Origin of the sequence: Phycicoccus sp. Root101 (assembly GCF_001426245.1) — a bacterium.
GTDB lineage: Bacteria > Actinomycetota > Actinomycetes > Actinomycetales > Dermatophilaceae > Pedococcus.
The window spans coordinates 244086-266108 of the sequence record NZ_LMCM01000008.1; the positions used below are offsets into that span (position 1 = coordinate 244086).

Below are 22023 nucleotides of genomic sequence, written 5' to 3' on the forward strand. Positions count from 1 at the left end.
CCGTCGCCACCAGCGCCCCCACCTCCCTCGCCTCCTGCTGAGCGGCTGCCCGCGCAGGCCGAGAGGCCCAGGGCTCCGCAAAGTGCAAGAGCCACAACGGATTTGGTTTTCGTCGACATTGACTGACCTTCCGGGGTGATGAATGTGTTGTCACCTTGGGTCGGTCCGCAGTGGCGTGTCAACGGTTCTGGCCATGAAAGTACTTTCATGGCCACGGCTCGTGCTCAGTGATCGAGTTTCATTTATTTACAAGCGAATTCGGGTTGTCATCGGCGCTTGCGCCACTGCTATACAACAGGGGTGTCTTTTCGGACGAACGCGATGACGCGTGGCCACCATGAACTCTCCAGCGACGCAGGGCTGAGGGCGGTGTTCACGGACGAGGCATGCCTGGCCCGTCTCGACGCCGGTGACAACTCGCTCCTGATGTACCCCGCCAGCGCCCACGAGGCCGGCCCGCTCAACCTCTGGTTGCGGCGCCTCGACGGCGACGACGCGGCATACGTCCCACTGCTCGGGCCTGCGAGCCCCAGCTCGGTGAGCTGGTCCGCGGAGGTCCCCACGGTGACCGGCGAGTGGGACGGGCTGCGGTATGCCGTGACGTTCCGCCTCGCTGCGTCGGCCCCCGTGTGGTTCTGGCACGTGGCGGTCGAGAACACCGGTGACACGGAGGTCGAGGTCGACGTCGTCCTGACGCACGACCCCGGCCTGGCGCCCTACGGGGCGGTCCGCAACAACGAGTTCTACGTGAGCCAGTACCTCGACCTCACCCCGGTGACCACGAGCCGTGGCACCGCGATCGCCGTGCGGCAGAACATGCCCGGCGAGCTGGTGCCCTGGGTGCTCGTGGGTTCGCTGGCCAGCGGCGCGGGCTGGGCGACCGACACCCTCCAGCTGGTGCGCGGTGCGCAGCGGCCGGGAGAGCCTGTCGCCCTCGCGACGGCCGTCCTGCCCTCGCACCGGCTCCAGCACGAGCACGCCCTGGTCGTCCTCCAGGACGCCCCGGTTCGCCTGACTCCCGGGGGGAGGCACCTGACGGGGTTCCACGGCACCAGCCTCGAGGACCACCCGGAGGCCACCTCGGACTCGGACGCCCACTGGGCGGACGTCGCCCTGGCCCAGCCCGAGGCCGACGCTGTCGACTGGTTCGAGGACGCCCTCGCGTCGCAGGGGGCGTCGCACGGGTCCGGTGCCCGCTCCGGCGCGCTCTTCAGCGCTGCCCCCGTTTTCGCGAGCGAGGACCTCGACCCCGACACCCTGCGCGAGATCACGGGTCACACCGACCTCGCCCATGCCGAGCACGACGACGAGGGCGAGCTGCTGGCCGGGTTCGGCAGCGACGGTTCGCACGTCGTCACGGCGGCCAAGGAACGCGCCGTCCTCCGCCCGCACGGCCACCTCCTGCGGACCGGCGACTCCCTCGTGCCGGACACCCGCGGACTCACCTCGACGGTCTGGATGACGGGTGGCTTCCACTCGCAGGTGACGCGGGGCCACGTCGGTCGCGACCGGCTGTTGTCGACCCGTCGCGGCTACCTCGGCGTGCAGCGGGCCCAGGGCCTGCGGGTCTTCGTCGAGGACGGCGCGAGTGCCACCGGCTGGGCGCTGCTCGAGACCCCGAGCGCCTGGTCGCTGCGCACCGACTCCGCCACCTGGTGGTACTGCGCCGACGACGTCGCCCTCGAGGTCACCTCGTCGGCCCCCACCACCTCCCACGAGCTCGGCCTGTCGGTGCGGTGGCTGTCCGGTGCCCCGCGCCGCGTCCTCGTGGCCCTGCACGTCGCCCTGTCGGGCGACGACGGGCTCGACCCCGCCGACCACCTCCTCACCGAGCGTGACGGCGGCCTCGACATCGGTGACGACGACACGACCCTGCGACTGGACTGGCAGGGCAGCGGGATCGCCGTCGGCGGCGACGAGCTCCTGTTCGCCGACGGCACGACGCGTGGCACCCCGTGGGTGACCCTCGAGGTCCCCGCGCGCAGCCGGTTCGACCTGACCCTCTCGGTCGCCGACGCGCGGACCGACCTGGAGGTGCGTCCGACGGCCGACCAGCACCTCGGGCCGGACTGGACCTCGACGGTCTCCCGCGGCCTGCGGCTCGGGACGCCGGTCGCTGCCGCGTCCGACCCCGCAGGCGCCCTCGCCGCCGAGGTCGCCCGCATCGACGCGGTCCTGCCGTGGTTCACCCAGAACGCCCTGGTGCACTACCTGTCCCCGCGGGGTCTCGAGCAGTTCTCGGGCGGCGGGTGGGGGACGCGTGACGTCTGCCAGGGACCGGTCGGGCTGCTCACGGCACTGGGGCGCGACGCCGAGCAGCGCGACGTGCTGCTGCGTGTCTTCCGCGCCCAGAACGCCCGGGGGGACTGGCCCCAGGCCTTCGACTTCCTCCCGCCGCTGGCCGAGGGCGGCCAGCAGGACGCCCATGGTGACGTCGTCTACTGGCCGCTGCTGGCGACGGGCGACTACCTGCGCGCGACCGCAGACGCCTCCCTGCTGAGCGAAGGGGTCCCCTTCGTCGGTGACGACGGCCTCACCGTGCCGGCCTCCGTGGAGGACCACCTCCGCAAGGCCCTGGACCGCGTGGCGGAGGTGCGCGTCCCCGGAACGGCCCTGCCGGCCTACGGGCACGGGGACTGGAACGACTCGCTCCAGCCGGCCGACCCCCACCTGGCGGCCCGCCTCGTCTCCACGTGGACCACCGTCCTGCTCGTGACGGCACTGCGGTCCCTCGCCGAAGGCCTCGACTCCTGCGGTGCCGCTGACGACCTGGTGACCCGGGCGCGGGAGGCGGCGGACGCCGCCGACGACGCCATCCAGTCCGACCTGATGGTCGACGGGGTCCTGCCGGGGTACGTCCTGCTCCACGACGACGGCACGTCCGAGCCGTTGGTGCACCCGCGCGACACCCGCACCGGCCTCACGTACGGCGTGCTGCCGTGGATCCACGCGATCTCGGCCGACCTGCTCACCCCGGACCAGGCCCGCGCCCACCTCGACCTGATCGAGGAGCACCTGCTCGGTCCCGACGGCGCCCGGCTCTTCGACCGCCCGGTGGCGTACCGGGGCGGGCCGATGAGCGTCTTCCAGCGTGCCGAGGCGAGCACCTTCTGGGGTCGCGAGATCGGCCTCATGTACATGCACGCCCACCTGCGCTACGCCGAGGCGCTGGCGCGGTTCGGCGAGCCGCGGCGGCTGTTCGCCGCTCTCGCGCAGGCCAACCCGGTCGGGATCACCGAGCGTGTGCCGAACGCCCGCCCGCGACAGAGCACCACCTACTACTCCTCCTCGGACGGCGCCTTCGACGACCGCCTCGACGCGAGCGAGCGGTATGCCGCGCTGATGGCGGGCGACGTCGACCTCGAGGGTGGGTGGCGCGTGTACTCCTCCGGACCGGGTCTCTACCTGCGCCTGCTCGCCGAGACCCTCCTCGGAGTGCGTGCCCGTGCCGACCGGGTCGAGCTGGACCCGGTGCTCGACCCCGGCCTGGACGGACTGACCGCGCGGGTCCCGTTGGGGGACAAGCGGTTGCGGATCACCTACCGCGTCAGCGCGGTGGGATCCGGGGTGACCCGGGTGACGTCCGGCGGCCGTGAGCTGCGGTCGATCCCGTTGCAGAACCCGTACCGTGGAGCGGGTGTCAGCGTCGCCCGGACGGACCTGCTGGCGCGCGCGACCGGCGACGACATCGAGCTCACCGTGGAGATCTCCTGACATGACTGCCGACCAGAGCGCCCGGCCCTGGCTGGACCCTGACCGCAGCACCACCGAACGCGTCGAGCTCCTCCTGGCGCAGATGACCCTGGCGGAGAAGGTGGGGCAGACCCACCAGGTCGCCAACATCCACCCCGACGACGACGCCGCGCAGCTCGCCGGAGGACAGATCGGCTCCAGCCTGTTCGCCAGCGGTGCCACGGGTGGCAACGAGCGTGACGAAGGTGTTCTGGCGGCGAACATCGACGCGGCCCAGCGCCACGCGGTCGAGGCGAGCCGGCTCGGCATACCGGTCCTGTTCGGGCGGGACGTCATCCACGGGCACCGCACGGTGTGCCCCATCCCGCTCGGTCTCGCGGCGTCCTTCGACGTGGGGCTCGTCGAGGAGGTCGCCGCCGTGGCTGCCGCCGAGGCGGTCGTCGACGGTGTCGCGTGGACGTTCGCGCCCATGGTGGACCTGTCGGAGGAGCCGAGATGGGGCCGGGTGGCCGAGTCGCTCGGCGAGACGCCGGTCCTCAGCGGGCGGCTGGCTGCCGCGATAGTGAAGGGGTTCCAGAGCGACGACCCCTCGGACCCCGACCACATCGCGGCCTGCGCCAAGCACTTCGCCGGCTACGGCCTTTCCGCGGGCGGCCGCGACTACGACACCGTCTCGGTCGGCGAGAACACGCTGCGCAACCTGCACCTGCGCCCCTTCAAGGCCGCCGTCGACGCCGGTGTCGCCACGATCATGGCTGCCTTCAACGACGTCGACGGCACGCCCATGCACGCCCACCGGCACCTGCTGAGGGACGTGCTCAAGGGTGAGTGGGGCTTCGACGGCGTCGTCGTCGCCGACTGGAACGGGATCGGGCAGCTGGTCCACCAAGGTGTTGCCGCAGACCTGCGCGCGGCGGCGCTCCTGGCGATCGAGGCGGGCGTCGACCTCGACATGTGCTCGGGCTCGTACGCCGCGCACCTCGCCGAGCTCGTGGAGTCCGGCGAGGTCGACGAGGCGCTGGTCGACGACGCGGTGCGCCGGTTGCTCACCCTGAAGTTCCGGCTCGGGCTGTTCGACCGTCCCTACGTCGGCGAGCCGATCCGCAGCAACGCACCGACGGACGCCTCGAGGGCGACGGCCCTGCGCGCCGCCCACGCGGCGCACGTCCTCGTCTCCAACAACGGGATCCTGCCGCTCGCACCCGGTGCGGGGACCGTGCACCTCACCGGTCCGTACGCCGAGGCCGCGGAGGAGCTCTTCGGGACCTGGACCCTCGACGGCCGTGGTGAGGACGTCGTCGCCCCGGCCACCGCCTTCAGGGCCCGGCTGGGTGGGGAGCAGCTGCTCGTCTCCGACGGCCGGTTCAGCGACCGCTCCGTCCAGCAGGTGCGCAACGCCGACGTCACCGTCGCGGTCGTCGGGGAGCACCCCTGGCGATCCGGCGAGGCGAACTCGGTCACCGACATCGGCCTACCGGCCGGGCAGCTCGAGCACCTGCGTCAGCTGTCACGGATCGGGAAGCCGCTCGTCGTGGTCGTCTACACCGGTCGGCCGCTCGAGCTCGGTGACGTCCTGGACCTCGCCGACGCGGTGCTGGTCGTCTGGCACCCCGGTGTCGAGGCAGGAAATGCGTTGGCGGACATCGTGTTCGGTGACGTGGCACCCCACGGACGCCTGCCGATGACGTTCCCCCGGACCACGGGGCACATCCCGACGAGCACCCACCAACGGCCCACCGGTCGGCTCATCGAGCTGCACGAGGAAGGTCGGCAGGGCCGCTACCTCGACGACCAGGTCTTCCCGAGGCTGCCGTTCGGGTACGGCCTCACGTACACCTCGTTCGAGTACGGCGAGCTGCGCACGGTCGGCGGGACGGAGCTGTCCGGGGCCGGTGAGGTCGTCGTGGAGATCGATGTCACCAACACCGGTGACCGCGCCGGCAGGGAGGTGGTGCAGCTGTCCTTCCGCGACCCGGTCGCCCAGGTGACCCGACCTCTCGTCGAGCTCGTCGACTGGGCGTTCCTGGACCTCGCGCCGGGGGAGAAGGGCACCGCCTCGTTCACCGTGCGGGCCGACCAGTTCGCCTACTTCGGCACCGACAACACCAGCCGGGTCGACGCGGGGGAGATCGTCCTCGTCGCCGGCCCCGACGCCCTGCACGGCTCCCGGCTGTCCCTGCGCGTCAACCCCTGAGCGCACCAGGCCGTCGTGGCACCTCGCCACGACGGCCTCGGTCGTCCCCGGAACCCCCGCCCCCCAACGGAAAGCGTCATGATCCAGATCCAGGACAAGCAGATCCTCATCGACGGCGAGGCCCGCATGGTGATGGCCGGCGAGATCCACTACTTCCGCGTGGCGCGCGAGGAGTGGGAGCAGCGCATCCTGCTGCTCAAGGAGGCGGGCTGCAACGCCGTCGCCTCGTACATCCCGTGGCTCTGGCACGAGCTGCCCGACGGCACGATCGACGTGACCGGTGCCACGCGGGCGGAGCGCGACATCGGCGCGTTCATCGACCTGTGCGCCGAACACGGCCTCTGGTTCGTCGCCCGGCCCGGGCCGTTCATCATGGCCGAGCTGAAGAACGAAGGACTGCCGTTCCGCCTCTACACCGACCACCCCGAGATCGTGCCGGTGGGCTGGGACGGGAAGCAGGCACCGAGCCGCACCGTCGACTACCTCGCGCCGGCCTACCTCGACGAGTGCCGCCGGTGGTTCGGCGCCGTGCTGCCGCTCATCGCCCGTCGGCTGCAGCCCAACGGTGGCAACGTCATCGCGGTCCAGCTCGACAACGAGATCGGGATGCTCGCCTGGGTGACCAACAGCCCGGACCTCACCGACGACCTCGTCGCCGACTTCGCGCGCTGGGCCGTCGCGCGCCACGGTGGCGACGCGCCATACCCGTTGTCGGGCAACGCGATCCGCACACCCGGTGAGGAGGGTGCGGGCGTGCTGCGACAGGACCTCGCGGTCTTCATGCGCGACCGGTTCCGGCGCTACGTCGAGGAGCTGCGGACGATGGCCGAGGCGCAGGGGGTGACGGACGTGCCGTTCCTCATCAACATCCACGGGACCGAGGGCGGCAGCGGGGAGCCGTTCCCGATCGGGGTCAGCCAGCTCGTCGACACGTATGCCGGGGTGCCGGGGATGCTGTCCGGGTCCGACCACTACATGGGCGACATGACGCTCAACACCACGACCGACCTCTACGTCATCAACGCCTTCATGGACGCGGTGCACGGCCCGGGCCAGCCGACCACGTCCCTGGAGTTCGAGGCCGGGTCGGGCGACTACGGCGGTGGCATCGACAACCAGTACGACCCGTCGACGGTCGACCTCAAGACCCGCCGCTCGCTGGCGCAGGGCAACCGCGCCATCAACTACTACCTCTTCGCCGGCGGCATCAACCCACCGCTCGAGGAGCCCGTGGGCGACGGGAACGACCGGATCAGCTTCACCGGAGAGCGCCACGGCACCGCCGCGCCCGTCGGCCCCGAGGGCCAGAAGGGCATGACGTATGCCGCGACGGCGCGGGTCGTGCACGCGGTCCGGGTCCACGAGCGCTGGCTGTCGCGCATGGAGGAGGAGCACGACGGCGTGCAGCTGGGGCTGGTCCTCGATGCCTACGCCACGGAGTACCACCACCCCGACAGCGCGGTGATGACCGAGGTCGTCGACGACCTGCAGCGACACCGGGGCGCCGGCCCGCGGCGTGCGCTGGTGCGGTCGATGCTGCTCGGCGGGTACCGGTTCCCGGCAGTGCACCTGCAGCGCGACGAACCCACTGGGGTGGTCGCCCTGTCGACCGGGCGCCACCTGTCGCCGGAGGTCCAGCAGGGCCTCGTCGACCACCTGACCCGCGGCGGTGGCCTGCTCCTGCTCGGTCGGGTGCCCGACCGAGACCTGGAGGGTCGACCCTGCACGCTCCTCGCCGACGCGATGGGGGTCTCCGGGGCCGACCTCACCTGGGGGGCCGACCACTACTACCCGTCCGCCGTCGCCAGTGGCTGGGCGGCACCGTGGCCCGAGACCCGGGTCGGCTGGTTCCAGGCGCTCGAGCACGAGCGCGGTGAGGCGGTCCTGCACGACGTGGACGGAGCCGTGATCGGCATCGACGTCGAGGTCGGCGCCGGCCGCGCGATCCTGCTGGCGGCCGAGCTGCCCTCGGACGTCGGCCTGTTCGGGCGTGCCCTCCGGCGTCTCGGCGCCGCTCCGGGGCTGGAGTTCTCGGCCGCGGTGCCGGGGATCTTCGCCACGACGTCCGCGACGGCCGATGGTGAGCGGATGCTGCACCTGACGAACATCAGCGGGCACGACAACCCCGTCACGCTGACCCTCGACGGCACGATGCTCGGTGACGGTGCCCTCGTCGTCCCGCCACGGACGAGCGCGTTCCTGGCGCTCGGCCTCGACACCCCGGTCGGCCGGGTCGAGTGGGCGAACGCCGAGCTCATCGAGGTCGGCGACGACCGGCTGGTGTTCGGGCCGCCGCTGGGCGGTCGGACCACGGTCGTCCTCGACACGGTCCCGGGCACCGAGGTCGTCGCGACGGCAGGCTCGGACGAGGTCGCCGTCGCGCGGGACGGGGACGTCCGGACGTTCACGGCCCCTGCCGGCTCACCCCTGGTCCTGACCCTCACCCCCGCCTGACCCCGCCCAGCCTGACCCCAACCCGCCTGACCCCAACCCGCCTGACCCCGGCCCCTGACCCCGGCCCCTGACGCGCAAAGCGGGTGTCGTTCGGGAACACCAGGACAAATAAGTCCCGGTTCGCCGAACGACACCCGCTTTGCGGAGGGGTGAGGGCGAGACGCGGGGTCAGGGCTCGCGGTGCACCTTGTAGGACGCGGCCTGGGCGCGGGGCTTGATCACCAGCAGGTCGATGTTGACGTGCGCCGGGCGCTGCACCATCCAGACGACCGCCTCGGCCACGTCATCGGCGACGAGCGGCTCGGCGACCCCGGCGTACACCGAGTCGGCCCGCTCCTGGTCCCCGCCGAACCTCGTCAACGAGAACTCCTCCGTCTTCACCATGCCCGGCGCGATCTCCGTGATCCGGACCGGCTGGTCCACGAGCTCGAGGCGCAGGGTCTCGGTCAGCACGGCGACGGCGTGCTTGGCCGCGGTGTACCCCGACCCGCCCTCGTAGACGGTCCGGCCGGCGATCGAGCCGACGTTGACGATGGTGCCGGCGCCCGACGCGACGAGAGCCGGCAGCAGGGCCTGGGTGACCTGCAGGGTCCCGATGACGTTGGACTCGAACATCCCCCGCCAGTCGGCGACGTCGGTGGACGCGGCCGGCGCCAGGCCCAGGGCACCACCGGCGTTGTTGACGAGGACGTCGAGCCGGTCGCCCACGGCCGCCGCGAGCGCCGCGACGTCGGTCGCGTCCGAGACGTCGCACGTGACGGCGCGGCCGTCGATCTCGGTCGCCAGGGCCTCGATGCGGTCGGCGCGACGGGCCGCGCAGACGACCTCGAAGCCCGCTGCGGCGAGCTGCCGCGCGGTGGCCGCACCGATGCCGCTGCTGGCTCCGGTGACGACGGCGAGGGGTCGGGTGGTCATGAGGTGCCTCCTGCAGGGCTGGCGGGACGGATGGTGGCGGGGTCGATGGCGATCCAGGTGGCCTCGGCCTGCGCGAGGAGGGTGCCGTCGGCGGCATACAGGGCCGTGCCGCTGAGGTGCTTGCGCCCCTCCTCGCCGCGCTGCCACGCCATGACGACGTGGGGTTCACCGGCAACGGGAAGGGTGTCGACGCGGGCGGTCATGGTGCCGAGCACCATCGGCCGCCCCGCGATGCCGGACGCCCAGCCGCCGGGACAGTCCAGCGCGGCCCACACCGTCTCGAGGTCGACGTCGTCGCCGGGCACCCACGCGCAGGCGTAGGTGTCCGAGCCCGCCACCCGTCCGGGCTGCAGCCGCAGTCCGTCCCCACGGGAACGGCCGGTGCCGCAGGAGAAGCAGGTGGGGAACGGGTGGTCGGCCAGCCCCTCGTAGCGCTCGCCGGCCGCTTGCGCGTCCTCGAACGACACCGGACCCGGTATGCCGCGCGGCTCGGGTCCGTGGACGGCCTGCCCCTGCGCCACGAGGTGGTCGCCGTCGAACAGCTCGACGACGGTGGTCGAGCCGTCCGGACCGCCGGGGACCGTGCGCGTCGCCATCTCCCGGTCCAGCGGCGGCGGGGTCCGCAGGCGCACGGAGACCGCAGGGAGCTCCGGGGAGGTGGGGACCTGTCCGGCGAAGTGACCGCTGACCCAGCCGCCGTTGCCCGACTCGGGAGGGCCGCAGAACCGCGCCGGCACGAGGAAAGCCATGGCCCGAACCTACTGTGCGCCCCGTGGGGTGCGCCGGGGGCACCGACCCATGGGGCCGCAGACGCGGGCACGGGTGAGAATGGGCGGGATGTCACGACCCGAGGCCACCACCGATCCGACCGTCAGCCTGCGCAGGATCGCGGTGCCGGCCTACGGGCCGACGGTCATCGCGGCGATCGGTGCGGGGGCGATCGTGCCGATCGTGGCCCTCAGCGCCCTCGACCTCGGGGCGTCCCAGTCGGTCGCCGCGCTCACCGCGGGGCTCGGGCTGGTCGCGGAGCTCTTCTTCGCCGTGCCGGCGGGGGCGCTCGTGAACCGCGTGGGGGAGCGCCGGGCCCTGCTCTGGGCCAGTGCCGTCGACGCCGTGGCAGCCTTCGTCGCGCTGACGGCCCCCTCACTGGCCGTCCTGATGGCCACCGTCTTCGCGATGGGCTTCACCTCGTCGGTCTTCCTCGTCGCACGTCAGGCCTACCTCATCGACGCGGTGCCGGCCTCGATGCGGGCGCGCGCCATGTCGACCCTGGGCGGGGTCAACCGGATCGGCATGTTCATCGGCCCGTTCGTCGGTGCGCCGATCATCCACGCCTGGGGGCCACGGGCCGGGTTCGCCGTCGCGGTGGCTGCCGGTCTCGCCGCCGCGGCCCTGGTGCAGTTCGGCCCGGACCTGACGGCCGCCCACGAGGCCCAGGCGAAGGAGGAGTCGCGCGACCGGGCGCCCGTCAGCACCGCCACGGTGCTGTGGGACCACCGGCGCACCTACCTCACCCTCGGGCTGGGGATCATGGTCATCGGTGCGGCCCGGTCCTCCCGGGTGGTCCTGCTCCCCCTGTGGGCCGAGTACGTCGGGCTCTCGGCGAGCACCACGGCCATCATCTTCGGGATCGTCGCCGGCGTGGAGATGCTCCTGTTCTACCCCGCCGGCTCGGTGATGGACCGGTTCGGCCGCATCTGGGTGGCGGTGCCCTGCGTCGTGCTGCTGGGGATCGGGATGCTCGCCCTCCCGCTCACCCACAGCGCGGTGGCGGTGACCCTGGTCGCCCTCGTCGCGGCCGTCGGCAACGGGATGGGGTCGGGCATCGTCATGACCCTCGGCGCCGACAGCGCGCCCGAGTGGGGCCGGTCGCAGTTCCTCGGAGGCTGGCGGTTCATGTCGGTGATCGGTGGGAGCGGCGCCCCGGCCCTGATCAGCCTCGTCACCGCCGAGGCCGGGCTGGCCGCCGCCTGCGTCTCCCTCGGCGGGCTGGCGCTCCTCGGCACGGGATGGCTGGGGTACTGGGTACCGCGCTTCGACCCCTCTCGCCGCCGCGGCTGAGCAGGGCGGCCCCGGCTGACGCCTCCAGATGAGAGGCTTGCCCTGTGACGGACCTGATCGACACCACCGAGATGTACCTCAAGACGATCTTCGAGCTCGAGGAAGAGGGCATCGTCCCCCTGCGTGCCCGCATCGCCGAGCGGCTCGGGCACTCCGGTCCGACCGTGTCCCAGACCGTCGCCCGCATGGAGCGCGACGGGCTGCTCAGCCTCGGGGGTGACCGTCACCTCGAGCTGTCCGACCACGGTCGCCTGCTCGCCACCCGCGTGATGCGCAAGCACCGCCTGGCCGAGCGACTCCTCGTCGACGTGATCGGCCTGGAGTGGGAGTACGTCCACGACGAGGCGTGCCGCTGGGAGCACGTGATGTCGGAGCGGGTGGAGCGCAAGATCCTCGCGATGCTCAAGGACCACCACGACTCGCCCTACGGCAACCCCATCCCCGGACTCGACGAGCTCGGGGAGGAGGAGCCCATGGAGGGTTTCCGCACCGGCCTGCAGACGCTCACCGAGCTCGCGGGCGAGCACCCCGAGGTCGTCCTGGTGCGCCGCATCGGCGAGCCCGTGCAGGTCGACCACGAGGCGCTGGCCCTGCTCACCGTGGCCCGGTTGCTGCCCGGGGAGCGGGTGCGCGTCCACCGTGCCGACGGTCGCGTGGTCGCCGTCCGGGAGGATGCTCCGGACTCCACCGCGGTGTCCCTGCCGGACGACGTCGCGCAGCACGTCTTCGGCGCGCTCATCTGAGCCATCCGTGGTAGCACTGCGAGGGTGCTGAGCACGAGCTCCAGCCGCGCCTCACGGACCGATGCACGTTTCGACCGCTTTCTTGGGGTTTTCTTGACCCGCCGTGACCCGAACGTGACATTCCCAGAGGCCTTGTGTACGGTGGCCGAGGTCTCTTCGCCCCCCGGAGAGGCTGGCCCGATGTGGAAACGCCTAGTCCTGTCACCACGCCCGGGTCCACCAGCAACACCGCTTGGCAGGAGCGGGGGACCCAATTTCGGGCCGTCTCCGGACGGTCCTTGGGGTGAAGTCCTCGTGTGAGCGCCCGCAAGGTCGGGTGGCAAACCGCGAGGGCCGGGTGATCTACCTCCACCCGAACCCGACAGCTCACCTCGTAGGCGCTGGAGGTTCAACCATCGTGGCTTCACACAGCTCTGGTCGCCATCGCGCGCCCGGTCGTTTCAATCCCGTCTCCGAGCTCGCTGACATCGCCGCCAAGGCCGCTCAGCCCGCCGTGAAGACATCCGCCGTGATCGCCGCCTCCGGTGGCCTCGTGGCGTCCTTCGCCCTCCCCGCCTCCGCAGCCCCGGCTGCCGAGCCCTCGACCCGGACGGCCGCCACCACCGCCGCCCCCGTGGCCGTGAAGGCTCCCGAGGCCGCTGCGCCCCAGGCCGCGGACGCGTTCGGCGTGATCGGCTTCAAGGCCACCGCCAAGCCGAAGCCGAAGCCGAAGCTGAAGCCCAAGGCCCGCCCCGTGGTCGTGCCGGCCGCCCAGACGCGTGCCCCCGCCGCGGCGAGCCGCTCGACCGAGCGCTCCGCCGTCCCGGCCGCACCGTCCGGTCCCGCCGTCGGTGGCGTCCTCGGCATCGCCGCGCAGTACGCCGGCATCATGTACGTCTACGGCGGCACCACCCCCGCCGGCTTCGACTGCTCCGGCTACACCGCCTACGTCTTCCGCCAGCTCGGCATCAACCTGCCGCGCACGGCCGAGGCCCAGCGCCAGGCCACCACCCCCGTGTCCAACCCGCAGCCGGGCGACCTCGTGTTCTTCGGCTCGCCGGCCTACCACGTGGGCATCTACGCCGGGAACGGCAAGATGTGGGACAGCCCCCGCACCGGCAAGGCCGTCGCCCTGCGCGACATCTGGTCCTCCAGCGTGACCTACGGTCGCCCCTGAGCCTGCGCGCTCACCGAGGCTGACCTCCGGCTCCACGAAGGCCCCCACCGCACCGCGGTGGGGGCCTTCGTCGTGCGCCCACCGGTATGCCGGGTGCCTGGTGTGGGGTGCCGCCCGCCCGTGTGACGCCGCGCAGGGCCTCGTGTGAGGATGGAGCGATGAACGCAGTGGAGATCGACGTCTGGGCCGACGTGGTCTGCCCGTGGTGCTACCTCGGCAAGCGGCGCCTCGAGCTGGCCATCGCCGAGAGCGCCCACCCGGCAGAGGTCACGGTGACCTACCACGCCTTCGAGCTCGACCCCAGCACGCCGAAGGGCACGGGTGACACCGTCCTGGCGTGGTTGGCCGGGCGGTACGGCACGGACCTCGACGGCGCCCGCGAGATGGCCGAGCGGCCGGCGACGATGGGCCGCCCCGACGGCATCGACATCGAGGTCGACAAGCAGCTGCGGTCCAACTCCTTCGATGCGCACCGACTCGTCGCTCTCGGGCTGGCCCAGGGTGGACCGGCGCTGCAGGGTGCGGTCCTGGAGCGGATGTTCAACGCGCACTTCACCGAGGGCAAGGCCATCGACGACGTCGAGACCCTGCAGCGGCTCGGTGCCGAGGCCGGGCTGGACGGGCGACGCGTGTCGGCGGTGCTGGCCGGCGACGAGTACACCGACGAGGTCCGTGGCGACGAGGAGGCGGCCCGCGAGCTCGGGATCACCGGCGTGCCGTTCTACATGGGCAACCACAAGGTGGGCCTGTCGGGGGTGCACACCGTGGAGATCCTCGGTCGGCTCATCGAGGCCGCTGCGGCCGATGACGACGAGCCGGCCACGGCCGACGCCTGAGCCGGTCAGCCCAGCTGGGCCTCGAACGCGGCCAGCAGCCGGTCGCTGAACAGCACGAACCGGACGAGGTCGATCTCCGGCGCTGCGCCGGACCGGGTGGCCAGGTCCGCGCGCACCGCTGTCACGGCGATGCGCGCCACCTCGTCGGCGTCCCAGCCGTAGACGCCCGCGCTGACGGCAGGGAAGGCCACCGATCGCGCGCCGACCTTGCGGGCGACGGCGAGGCTGCGCGTGAAGCAGGAGGCCAGCAGGGTGGGGTCGGTCTGGCCGCGGTGCCGGTTCGGACCGACCGTGTGGATGACCCACCGCGCCGGCAGGTCGCCGGCGCCCGTGGCCACCGCGTCGCCGACCTCGAGGCCGTCGCGGTGGGTGGTGTTCCGGAGCCTGCGGCACTCCTCGAGCAACCGGGGTCCGGCTGCGGCGTGGATGGCACCGTCGACACCGCCACCCCCGAGCAGGGCCGAGTTGGCCGCGTTGACGATCGCGTCGACCTGCTCGCGGGTGATGTCGCCCCGGACTGCCTCGATGCGCGTCATACCTCCACGCGTCCTCAGGGGTTGACGGCGAGGAAGACGAACGCCGCGAGCAGGACGATGTGCACCCCGCCCTGCAGGCGCGTCGCGCGGCCGGGCACGACGGTGAGCACGCTGACCAGGACGGTCAGGCCGAGCAGGACCATCTGCACCGGGCCGAGCCCGAGCAGCAGCGGGCCGTCGAGCCAGATGGAGGCGATGGCGATCGCCGGGATGGTCAGGCCGATGCTGGCCATCGCCGAACCCAGCGCGAGGTTGAGGCTGATCTGGATCCGGTTGCGCTGGGCGGCCCGCACGGCGGCCAGCGTCTCGGGGAGCAGCACGAGCAGGGCGATGACGACACCGACGAACGACTGCGGGAAGCCTGCCGCGGCCACGGCCGACTCGATGGCCGGCGACTCGACCTTGGCGAGGCCGACGACCGCGACCAGGGAGGCGAGCAGGAGGCCGAGGGAGAGGTAGGTCTGCCTGGTGCTCGGGGGGTTGGCGTGCTCGTCGTTGAGGGGTTCGCCCTGCTTGCCGACGGGGAGGAAGAAGTCGCGGTGCCGCACGGTCTGGGTGGTGACGAACATGCCGTAGAGGACCAGCGAGATGACCGCGGCGAAGGCGAGCTGGCCGGGCGTGAACTCCGGTCCCGGCTCGCCCGTTGTGAACGTCGGGACGACCATGGTGAGGATGGCCAGTGTCGTCACGGTGGCCAGCGCGGCGCCGGTGCCCTCGGCGTTGAACGAGATGAGCTTGTACCGGCGCGCGCCGACGAACAGCGACAGCCCGACGATCCCGTTGCAGGTGATCATCACCGCCGCGAACACCGTGTCCCGGGCCAGCGTCGAGGTCTCCTTGCCGCCGGAGATCATCAGCGTGACGATCAGCGCCACCTCGATGATGGTGACGGCGACGGCGAGGACGAGGGAGCCGAAGGGTTCACCGACGCGGTGGGCGACGACCTCGGCGTGGTGCACCGCGGCCAGCACCGCGGCGGCGAGCGCGGCGGCGATGACGATGACGGGCAGGGTGCCGAGATCGCGACCCCAGGTGAGGGCCAGGGCAACGAGTGCCACGACGGGAGAGAGGGTGGTCCAGGTGAGCATGGGGTTGGTCGTTCGCGCGGCCATGCTCCATTGTCCCAGAGATTTCGAACCCCCACCGCACCGTCCACGCCCGTCCGCCGCGCCGTCCTCTCCGGTAGCGCCTAGCGTCGACCCATGACGTTCTCCATCGCTGGTCAGGTCGGTGACGCGTTCGGGGTCGCCGTCGCGAGCAAGTTCCCGTTCGTCGGGGCGGTGGTTCCTGCCGCCCGGCTCGGGGTGGGAGCCGTCGCGACGCAGGCGATGGCGCGTGTCTCCTACCGCGACACCGCCCTCGAAGCACTGGCTGGTGGAGCCGATGCGCACGGTGCGGTTACCGCGTGCACGCAGCCCGATGACGGCCGGGAGCACCGGCAGCTGGGCGTCGTCGGCGTCGACTCGCAGGCGACGTTCACCGGCAGTGAGTGCATGGACTGGGCGGGCGGCGTCAGTGGGCGCGAGGCCACCGGCGGGTACGCCATCCAGGGAAACATCCTCACCGGTCGCGACGTCGTCGAGGCGATGGAACATGCCTGGCTCGCCTCGTCGGGCGGTTCGCTGACCGACCGACTGCTCGCCGCCCTGCTCGCCGGGGATGCGGCCGGGGGCGACTCGCGTGGTCGTCAGGGAGCGGCGCTGTATGCGGTGGCACCGGGTGCGGGGTACGACGGATACGGGGTCCTCGCCGACGTCCGGGTCGACGACCACCCGCAGGCACCGCAGGAGCTGGCGCGGCTGCTGGTCGTCAACGACCTGCTCTTCGGCACGGCCGAAGAGGTCCTGCCGCTCACCGGCGCGTTGGCCGAGGAGGTCGGGAGCCGCCTGGCCGCGCTGGGGCACCCGGTCGTGGACACCGGGCGGGGCACGGGCGGGGACGGTGCCGTCGGCCGGGCGTTGGAGTCCTGGGCCTCGGAGGCGAACTACGAGATGAGGATGAGCCCCGACGGCATCGACACCAAGGTGCTCGCGGCGCTCCGTGCGGAGACGGCCGACCTGCGCCGGGAAGGTCAGGCCGGCCCTCCGGGCTGACCGTCCTGGGGAACCGTGCCGTTCTGGCCGGCGCGGCCGGGGTCGAGGGGGTCGACCTGGCCGGGCTGCGCGTACGGGTTCGGCTCCGTCGGCTTGAGGCGGCGGCGCTCGTGGGCCTCCCGGATCTCCTGGCGCTCGCGCTCCTCCCGCTGCTCGCGGGCCAGTCGCTGCAGCCTCGCCTCCTGGCGCTGCGCCTCGGCGCGCTCGCGCACCTGCTTGAGGAACGCCTCGTCGGCCTCGGGGTCGGTCGCCACGAACCGCCCGGGGCGGTCGTACTCGGAGTACCCCGTGTTGCCCTTGTAGGGCATCCCGCGGGGCGCTGACTGGGGCTTGCCCGCCACGAGCCAGGCGACCGCACCGACGACCGACGTGATCAGCACGATCATGATCCAGCTCGCCTTGCCGAGGTTCCGCATCCGGTGCTCGTCGGTCATGATCACGTCGAGCAGGCAGTAGATCCACAGGGCTGTGCCCAGGACCCCCAAGCCGAGCTCTGCGCGAATCACGCCGCGATGGTGCCACGCCCGCACCGGATCCGTCCCGGAAATCCCCGGACCTCGCCCTTGCCGGATCACGCAACACCTACCCGCTCCGGGCAGGCGAGCGGTCAGCGACGCAGGACGCGGGCCTCCCAGGCGCGCAGGGGCGCAGTGACCGAGCTCGGCTCACCGACGTTGCCGAGCAGCAGCGTCGAACCGGCCCAGCCGTCGAGGTCGTCGAGCACGTCGAGGGCGAGCTCGTCGCCGGAGAAGTTGGCGACGACGAGCAGCTCGACGCCCTCGTGCGAGCGGGTGAACGCGTAGAGCGTCGGGTGGTCGGCGGCGAGCATCTGGAAGTCGCCGTGGCCGACAGCCGGCTCGGTGTGCCGCAGCTCGATCACCCGGCGGTAGTGGTGGAACACCGAGTCGTCGTCGGCGACCTCGGCCTCGGCGTTGATCTCCACGTAGTTGGGGTTGGCCCTGAACCACGGTGTGCCGGTGGTGAACCCGCCGTGGTCGGTGCTGTCCCACTGCATCGGGGAGCGCGCGTTGTCGCGGCTGCCGATCCTCAGGTTGTCCAGCACGCTGGCCGCGTCCGAACCCGACTCGACGGCCATCCGGTAGTAGTTCACCGACTCGATGTCGAGGAAGTCCTCCGACGACGCGAACGGCACGTTCGTCATACCGAGCTCTTCACCCTGGTAGACGTAGGGCGTCCCGCGGTGCAGGTGCAGGACCGTGCCGAGCAGCTTCGCGGATGCGACGCGGTGCTCGGGCGCGTCGGAGCCGAACCGAGACACCGCCCGCGGCTGGTCGTGGTTGTTCCAGTAGAGGGAGTTCCAGCCGGTCTCGGCGAGCCCCTCCTGCCAGCGGCCGAGCGACGTCTTGAGCTCGCGCAGGTCGAGGGTGCGGCGGTCCCACTTGTGGTCGCCGTGGTCGAGACCGACGTGCTCGAACTGGAACACCATGTCGACCTCGTGCCGCTCCGGGTCGGTGTAGAGGACGGCGTCGTCCACCGTCACGCCGGGCATCTCGCCGACGGTGAGCAGCTTCTCCGCGCGCCCCTCGAAGACCGACGCGTGCATCTCCTGGAGGAACTCGTGGATGCGCGGCCCGTTCAGGAAGTGCGGCGTCCCGTCGCCGAGCCCGGGGCTGCCGGGGATCGGCTCGCCGTCGGGCAGGGACGTGACCTTGGAGATCATGTTGATGACGTCCATGCGGAACCCGTCGACGCCGCGGTCCAGCCACCAGCGCATCATCGAGTAGACGGCTTCGCGGACCTCGGGGTTCTCCCAGTTGAGGTCGGGCTGCTTGCGGCTGAACAGGTGCAGGTAGTACTCCCCGCTGACCTCGTCGAGCTCCCAGGCCGGACCGCTGAAGAACGACTCCCAGTTGTTGGGGGCGGTCGGGGACCCGTCCGCGGACTCACCGGGGGAGCGCCACCAGTACCAGTCCCGCTTCGGGTTGTCGGTGCTCGAGCGCGACTCCACGAACCACGGGTGCTCGTCGGAGGTGTGGTTCACCACGAGGTCCATGACGATGCGTATGCCGCGCGCGTGCGCCTGCGCGATCAGCTCGTCCACGTCCGCGAGCGTCCCGAAGGTCGGGTCGATGTCCTGGTAGTCGGCGATGTCGTAGCCGTTGTCGTCCTGCGGGCTGGTGTAGATCGGCGACAGCCAGAGCACGTCGATGCCCAGGGTGTGCAGGTAGTCGAGGCGGTCGATGATGCCGCGGACGTCGCCGATGCCGTCGCCGTTGCTGTCCTGGAAGCTGCGGGGGTAGATCTGGTAGACGACGGCGTCACGGAACCACGGGGCTTCGGTCATGGGCAGCAGTCTGGTCGCCGTTGCGTGGTGCGGCAAAGCCATTGCCCGGAGGTGTCGCATGCCGGATCATCAGGGACGAGCTACTCGTACCCACTGGGGGGCGGCGGGCTCGGATCGGACGGGTGTTCCTCGTGTTCTTCACAGTCGTGCTCGGTGGGATCTTCGCGATCGGAGCGGTCGCTGTCGTCGTCGGCCTCGTGGTGGCAGTGGTGGCGCGCTCGCGGGACCACCGCACCAGGGACGAGCGTCGCGCGGACGAGCACGGCGATCTCGCGCCGGGTTCGGCCAGGGTCACGCCCGGCTACGGCGCCAACCAGATCGGTGGCATGGGGCACTGACCCCAGGGGCTCAGTAGCAGCCGGTCACCGTGGCGGCGAGCATGTCCAGGCCCTGCTTGAGGGCCAGCGTCGAGCCCTTGCCGTTCACCACGAACGCGAACGTCTTCACCTGGCCGTCGGCGCCGAGGGTCCAGCCCGACAGGGCCACGGCGTCGCTGAGCGTGCCCGTCTTGGCGTGCACCCGTCCGACCGCGCACCTCGACTCGGCCGTCGTGAACCGCCCCATCGACGAGCTGAGGGTCCCGCTCCGACCGGAGACGGGCAGTCCCGCGTCGGAGCGCAGCAGCGCGAACCGGGTGGCGTTGCCGGGCTCGAAGGCGTTGGCCACGATCCGGGCCAGCTGCAGCCCGCTCAGCCGCCCGCTGCGCGACAGGCCGGAGCCGTCGTAGAGAGCGGTCGCGGACAGCCCCTCCTTGCCGAGCAGGGCCGCCTGGGCGTTCCGGGCCGCCGTCCACGTGTTGCCGTACCCCGTCGCGATGGCGACGAGCCGGTGCAGGGCCTCGGCGTCCTCGTTGTCCGAGTCGAGCAGCATCGGACCGACGATCTCCCCGACGGTCTGGCCGGCCGAGGTCGCGATGACGGGGGCGTCGACGGCAGCCCGCCCGCGGCCGATCTTCGTGGCGGTCACGCCGTTGGCCTTGAGCTGGGCGGCGAACAGCTTCGCCGCGTCGCTGGTCGTGTCGGAGTTCTGCCGTCCGTCGACCACGAGGGCACGCAGCCAGGTCGTGTCGTCGGGGATGTAGGAGGACTTCCATCCCGTCGCGAGGGTGGGGGCGGGGAAGAGGTGGTCGTCGGCATACAGGCGGACCGTGGTCCGGCCGGCGGACCTGAGCGTCGCGGCGGTGGTCCTGGCCAGGGCCGCGAGCTGGCCGGAGCTGAACGCCGGGTCCCCGGAGCCGACGAGGATGACCTGGTCCGACCACGGTCCACGCTTGACGCTGGTGACGAACCGGTGCGAGGAGCCGAAGACGCGCAGTGCGTCGGTCGCGGTGACGAGCTTGGTGGTGGAGGCCGGCATCAGGGCCGTGGTGCCGTTCCTGCTCCACACGACACGACCGCTCGCGGCGTCGACGACGGCGCCCGTGAACGACGACCCGAACCGTGCGGTCGTCGCCCGGACGTCCAGCTTCGCCTTCAACCGGTGCTCGGCGGGACGGAAGACGACCGTCGGCCGGGTCGGGTCGGGCGAGATGGGCACCGCGTGGGCGGGGGAGAGCGCGAGGCCGGAGACGACGGCGCTCGCGAGCGCTCCGGAGGCAAGCAGCCGGGTCAGCCGCGTGCGGCGGGGCGGCGACGTGCGGGTGGAGCTCGTCAGGGATGGGGTCATGACCGTCCTCCGGGGGCGTGGCGCGGTCTCCGTGGGGGCGGAAGGGGCGCCTGTGACGTGGGAGGACGGTAGCGGCGGGGACGGTGGGACCGGGGCGATGTCGGCGAGGTCTGACCGGACGGACGATCCCCCTGAGCGCGCCACCCGTGCGGGCCGCACACTGGTGGGGTGAGATCCGCCTGGCAGTTCAGCGCCATCTGCTACGGCGTCTTCATGGTGGTCTGGTACGCCCAGCGCGTCCGTCGCTGGCGCCCACGAGGGTATGCCGACGCGCCCCTGAGGTGGAAGGTCGCCAACTTCCACCTCATGTCCTACGGCGTCCTCGACGCGATCGTCATCGTCGGGTTCCTCGTCAGCCTCTTCAACGCGACGTTCCTGGCCAACGTCTGACCCGTCCTCCGTGGACGTGTCGCGTCAGGCGTCGAGCACCTCGCGGAGCTTCGCGGCGAAGGCCTCCGGCTGGCCGCCGTACCCGTGCTCCCCGCCCATGAACCCACCGTGGTGGCTCGGGAAGACGACGACCTCCTGACCGAGCGCGGTGGCCAGCGCCTCGGTCGACCGCGCCGTGATCGTGCCGGCCGACTCGACCCCTGCCGCCAGCACCAGCCGCACGGGGGTGGCGCGCAGGACCTCGAGGTCGGGGCGGTAGGCGGTGATCGCATCGGAGACCCCGGACAGCAACGGGTCGTCCCGCCTTCCGTCGTCCTCGGAGGACATCCCGAACTGGGCGGGGTCGGGGAGGGGCTGGGCGGCATACGCCGGGGTGAACTCGCCCGACCACGAGGTGAGGCCGATGAACGCGGCCATGCCGGCGCCCTGGCCGCGCTGGTGGTAGGCGTCGTGGACCGCTCGTTCCGCGGCGAAGGCGGCGTCGGCGTCAGGGAGGACCGCCAGCAGCGGCGGCTCGTGGGCGACGACGGTCGTGACGTCCTCGGGGTGCGCGGTGACGAGGGCAAGGGCGCTCACGGCCCCGCCGCTGCTGGCGAACATCTCGACGGGACCGGCGCCGAGGTCGGTGATGACGGCGTGGTGGTCGGCGGCGTTCTGCTCCGGGGTCTGCACCAGTGAGCCGTCGGTGCGCTCGCTGCGGCCGAGGCCGCGGACGTCGTAGGTGACGACGGTGCGGTCGCCGAGCAGCGACGCCAGCGTCGTGAAGCCCTCGGCTCCCATCGGGGCGCCGACGAGGAACAACGGCGGGCGGCCGTCCGCGGTCGGGAGCGGGCCGTGGACGTCGTAGGCGAGGGTGACGTCAGGGGTCTTCAGGTGGCGGGTGGTGGGCATCTCGGGGCTCCGGTTCCTGGGTGGCAGGGGTGGCGCGTGCGGGCACCGCCCGGCGGTGGCTGCAGTGGAGACCGTCGCGCCCGCGAGAACT

General features: G+C 72.0%; 18 protein-coding genes and 1 riboswitch. Of the genes, 10 read left to right on the forward strand and 8 right to left on the reverse strand.

The window, feature by feature from the left end; translation table 11 throughout:
- Positions 1-300 precede the first annotated feature (300 nt).
- The 3 genes from ASC58_RS14000 (at position 301) to ASC58_RS14010 (ending at position 8341) form a co-directional block, all read left to right on the forward strand.
- Positions 301-3714 carry a GH36-type glycosyl hydrolase domain-containing protein gene (locus ASC58_RS14000; protein WP_157598510.1) on the forward strand — a complete coding sequence of 1138 codons (3414 nt, stop codon included), beginning with the start codon at positions 301-303 and terminating at the stop codon, positions 3712-3714.
- A 1-nt stretch (position 3715) separates the two neighbouring features.
- A complete protein-coding gene (locus ASC58_RS14005) occupies positions 3716-5887 on the forward strand; it encodes a glycoside hydrolase family 3 N-terminal domain-containing protein (protein WP_056919724.1) in 2172 nt (723 codons plus the stop codon).
- A gap of 78 nt (positions 5888-5965) precedes the next feature.
- Positions 5966-8341 (forward strand): beta-galactosidase, encoded by a 2376-nt coding sequence (locus ASC58_RS14010; RefSeq protein ID WP_056919725.1) that lies wholly within the window; start codon positions 5966-5968, stop codon positions 8339-8341.
- Positions 8342-8509: 168 nt separating this feature from the next.
- Here the strand turns inward: ASC58_RS14010 and ASC58_RS14015 are convergent, their stop codons facing one another.
- On the reverse strand, positions 8510-9256 hold the full coding sequence (locus tag ASC58_RS14015) for an SDR family NAD(P)-dependent oxidoreductase (protein ID WP_056916471.1): 747 nt from the start codon (positions 9254-9256) through the stop codon (positions 8510-8512).
- Positions 9253-10005, reverse strand: a complete 753-nt coding sequence (locus tag ASC58_RS14020; protein ID WP_056919726.1) for a hypothetical protein — start codon at positions 10003-10005, stop codon at positions 9253-9255. Before ASC58_RS14020 ends, ASC58_RS14015 begins: the two co-directional genes overlap by 4 nt.
- Positions 10006-10093: 88 nt before the next feature.
- Here ASC58_RS14020 and ASC58_RS14025 point away from each other — a divergent pair, with 88 nt between their 5' ends.
- The 4 genes from ASC58_RS14025 to ASC58_RS14040 all read left to right on the forward strand — a co-directional run bounded on the left by ASC58_RS14025 (position 10094) and on the right by ASC58_RS14040 (position 14052).
- Positions 10094-11317, forward strand: a complete 1224-nt coding sequence (locus tag ASC58_RS14025; protein WP_157598511.1) for an MFS transporter — start codon at positions 10094-10096, stop codon at positions 11315-11317.
- A 44-nt stretch (positions 11318-11361) separates the two neighbouring features.
- Positions 11362-12060, forward strand: a complete 699-nt coding sequence (locus tag ASC58_RS14030; RefSeq protein WP_056916474.1) for a metal-dependent transcriptional regulator — start codon at positions 11362-11364, stop codon at positions 12058-12060.
- A 179-nt stretch (positions 12061-12239) separates the two neighbouring features.
- Positions 12240-12455: riboswitch (cyclic di-AMP (ydaO/yuaA leader) on the forward strand.
- 2 nt (positions 12456-12457) lie between these two features.
- A complete protein-coding gene (locus tag ASC58_RS14035) occupies positions 12458-13216 on the forward strand; it encodes a C40 family peptidase (RefSeq protein WP_082553304.1) in 759 nt (252 codons plus the stop codon).
- Between the two features lie 158 nt (positions 13217-13374).
- Complete coding sequence (locus tag ASC58_RS14040) at positions 13375-14052, forward strand: DsbA family oxidoreductase (protein ID WP_162246856.1); 678 nt, start codon at positions 13375-13377, stop codon at positions 14050-14052.
- Between the two features lie 5 nt (positions 14053-14057).
- On the opposite strand, the gene ASC58_RS14045 is transcribed toward ASC58_RS14040, so the two are convergent.
- Positions 14058-14588 carry an O-acetyl-ADP-ribose deacetylase gene (locus tag ASC58_RS14045; RefSeq protein WP_056919729.1) on the reverse strand — a complete coding sequence of 177 codons (531 nt, stop codon included), beginning with the start codon at positions 14586-14588 and terminating at the stop codon, positions 14058-14060.
- Positions 14589-14602: 14 nt separating this feature from the next.
- Positions 14603-15700, reverse strand: coding sequence for a calcium:proton antiporter (locus ASC58_RS14050; RefSeq protein ID WP_056916478.1), 1098 nt, complete (start codon positions 15698-15700; stop codon positions 14603-14605).
- Between the two features lie 90 nt (positions 15701-15790).
- On the opposite strand from ASC58_RS14050, the gene ASC58_RS14055 reads away from it, so the two are divergent.
- Positions 15791-16681, forward strand: coding sequence for a DUF1028 domain-containing protein (locus ASC58_RS14055; RefSeq protein ID WP_056919730.1), 891 nt, complete (start codon positions 15791-15793; stop codon positions 16679-16681).
- Here the strand turns inward: ASC58_RS14055 and ASC58_RS20685 are convergent.
- Positions 16660-17187 (reverse strand): PLD nuclease N-terminal domain-containing protein, encoded by a 528-nt coding sequence (locus ASC58_RS20685; protein WP_082553306.1) that lies wholly within the window; start codon positions 17185-17187, stop codon positions 16660-16662. The two genes, ASC58_RS14055 and ASC58_RS20685, sit on opposite strands and share 22 nt — an antisense overlap.
- Before the next feature lie 101 nt (positions 17188-17288).
- On the reverse strand, positions 17289-18986 hold the full coding sequence (locus tag ASC58_RS14065; protein WP_200947832.1) for an alpha-glucosidase: 1698 nt from the start codon (positions 18984-18986) through the stop codon (positions 17289-17291).
- Positions 18987-19117: 131 nt separating this feature from the next.
- On the opposite strand from ASC58_RS14065, the gene ASC58_RS14070 reads away from it, so the two are divergent.
- Positions 19118-19324, forward strand: coding sequence for a hypothetical protein (locus tag ASC58_RS14070; protein WP_162246857.1), 207 nt, complete (start codon positions 19118-19120; stop codon positions 19322-19324).
- A gap of 10 nt (positions 19325-19334) precedes the next feature.
- Here ASC58_RS14070 and ASC58_RS14075 read toward each other — a convergent pair whose 3' ends face one another.
- On the reverse strand, positions 19335-20651 hold the full coding sequence (locus ASC58_RS14075; RefSeq protein WP_056919731.1) for a D-alanyl-D-alanine carboxypeptidase/D-alanyl-D-alanine-endopeptidase: 1317 nt from the start codon (positions 20649-20651) through the stop codon (positions 19335-19337).
- Between the two features lie 168 nt (positions 20652-20819).
- Here ASC58_RS14075 and ASC58_RS14080 point away from each other — a divergent pair, with 168 nt between their 5' ends.
- Positions 20820-21041: a hypothetical protein gene (locus ASC58_RS14080; RefSeq protein WP_056919732.1), complete on the forward strand. Its 222-nt coding sequence runs from the start codon at positions 20820-20822 to the stop codon at positions 21039-21041.
- A gap of 24 nt (positions 21042-21065) precedes the next feature.
- Here the strand turns inward: ASC58_RS14080 and ASC58_RS14085 are convergent, their stop codons facing one another.
- A complete protein-coding gene (locus tag ASC58_RS14085; protein WP_056916483.1) occupies positions 21066-21932 on the reverse strand; it encodes an alpha/beta fold hydrolase in 867 nt (288 codons plus the stop codon).
- Positions 21933-22023: the final 91 nt, after the last annotated feature.

What these genes read in the sequence shown, in the direction of transcription:
- ASC58_RS14010 (WP_056919725.1), top strand. Translation starts at nt 5,966, where the DNA reads ATGATCCAGATCCAGGACAAGCAGATCCTCATCGACGGCGAGGCCCGC.
- ASC58_RS14025 (WP_157598511.1), top strand. Translation starts at nt 10,094, where the DNA reads ATGTCACGACCCGAGGCCACCACCGATCCGACCGTCAGCCTGCGCAGG.
- ASC58_RS14015 (WP_056916471.1), bottom strand. Translation starts at nt 9,256, where the DNA reads ATGACCACCCGACCCCTCGCCGTCGTCACCGGAGCCAGCAGCGGCATC.
- ASC58_RS14040 (WP_162246856.1), top strand. Translation starts at nt 13,375, where the DNA reads ATGAACGCAGTGGAGATCGACGTCTGGGCCGACGTGGTCTGCCCGTGG.
- ASC58_RS14055 (WP_056919730.1), top strand. Translation starts at nt 15,791, where the DNA reads ATGACGTTCTCCATCGCTGGTCAGGTCGGTGACGCGTTCGGGGTCGCC.
- ASC58_RS14020 (WP_056919726.1), bottom strand. Translation starts at nt 10,005, where the DNA reads ATGGCTTTCCTCGTGCCGGCGCGGTTCTGCGGCCCTCCCGAGTCGGGC.
- ASC58_RS14085 (WP_056916483.1), bottom strand. Translation starts at nt 21,932, where the DNA reads ATGCCCACCACCCGCCACCTGAAGACCCCTGACGTCACCCTCGCCTAC.
- ASC58_RS14065 (WP_200947832.1), bottom strand. Translation starts at nt 18,986, where the DNA reads ATGACCGAAGCCCCGTGGTTCCGTGACGCCGTCGTCTACCAGATCTAC.
- ASC58_RS14075 (WP_056919731.1), bottom strand. Translation starts at nt 20,651, where the DNA reads ATGACCCCATCCCTGACGAGCTCCACCCGCACGTCGCCGCCCCGCCGC.
- ASC58_RS14005 (WP_056919724.1), top strand. Translation starts at nt 3,716, where the DNA reads ATGACTGCCGACCAGAGCGCCCGGCCCTGGCTGGACCCTGACCGCAGC.
- ASC58_RS14050 (WP_056916478.1), bottom strand. Translation starts at nt 15,700, where the DNA reads ATGGCCGCGCGAACGACCAACCCCATGCTCACCTGGACCACCCTCTCT.
- ASC58_RS14045 (WP_056919729.1), bottom strand. Translation starts at nt 14,588, where the DNA reads ATGACGCGCATCGAGGCAGTCCGGGGCGACATCACCCGCGAGCAGGTC.